Consider the following 1,111-nt stretch of genomic DNA (forward strand, 5'->3'; position numbering starts at 1 on the left):
TGCGCGGCTGGGTGAAGAAGGCCCGGGCCGCCGAGGCCGGGCCGCCCGCGGCGGAGTCGCCGGGGTCGTCGGACGCGGACGCGGCGGAGCTGAAGCGGCTGCGGAAACTGACCGTGGAGCAGGCGAAGACGATCGAGATCCTAAAAAAAGCGACAGCTTTCTTCGCGAAGGAGAGCGACCGGTGAGCGCGATATGCCGGTTCATCCACGCGGAGAAGGCGAACTTCACGACCGTTCTGTTGTGCCGGGTGATGAAGACGGCCCGCTCCACCTACTACGCCTGGGTCGCGGGTATCGAGGCCCGACAGATGCGGCGGCAGGCCGACGAGGCCCTGGTCCACGAGATCACCGTGATCCACCTCGCATCGAGGGGAACCTACGGGGTCCCGCGTGTGAACGCCGAACTGCGCCGCCTGGGCCGCCCGGTCAACCGCAAGCGCCTCGCGCGCGTGATGCGTGAGCACGGCATCGCCGGCCACACCCGGCGCACCGGCCGCCGCAGCCTCACCAAGCAGGACGCCAGTGCCGCCCCGGCTCCGGACCTGATCGGCCGCGATTTCCACGCCGACCGTCCCGGACAGAAGATCGTCGGGGACATCACTTACATCCCCACCGCCGAGGGATGGCTCTACCTCGCCGGCTGGCTCGACCTGGCCACCCGCGAGGTCATCGGCTACTCCATGGCCGATCACCACCGCGCCGACCTTGTCGTCGACGCCCTGGACATGGCCGCGAACATGGGCCGCCTGGACGCCGGCTGCATGATCCACTCGGACCGCGGATCCGAATACACATCCAGCCAACTCCGTTCCCGGATAAGTGAGTTGGGAGGGCGCCAGAGCATGGGGCGGACCGGGATCTGTTACGACAATGCCGCGGCCGAGAGTTTCTGGGCGGTCCTCAAAGAGGAGATCGGTACCCGATTCTGGTCCGACCGGGCTACCGCTCGCGCCGAGATCTTCGCGTTCATCGAGACCTTCTACAACCGTCGCAGACTGCGCAAGCACATCCGCTGGGGCTACCTCACGCCCCACGAAACACGCCTGCGCTACCAGCAGGGACAGGCCCTCGCGGCATAACGGAAACGTGTCCATGATCACGGGGAAACTTCA

1 protein-coding gene and 1 pseudogene are annotated in these 1,111 nt (G+C 67.0%); both read left to right on the plus strand.

The genetic code is table 11. The features are described from left to right. Positions 1-185: pseudogene (locus PV679_RS35995) on the plus strand (hypothetical protein); the annotation flags it as partial. Then, on the plus strand, positions 182-1,078 hold the full coding sequence (locus tag PV679_RS36000) for an IS3 family transposase (RefSeq protein ID WP_319685494.1): 897 nt from the start codon (positions 182-184) through the stop codon (positions 1,076-1,078). The pseudogene PV679_RS35995 and the gene PV679_RS36000, both read left to right, overlap by 4 nt. Positions 1,079-1,111: the final 33 nt, after the last annotated feature.

The organism is Streptomyces sp. AK02-01A (genome assembly GCF_033795305.1).
Lineage (GTDB): Bacteria > Actinomycetota > Actinomycetes > Streptomycetales > Streptomycetaceae > Streptomyces.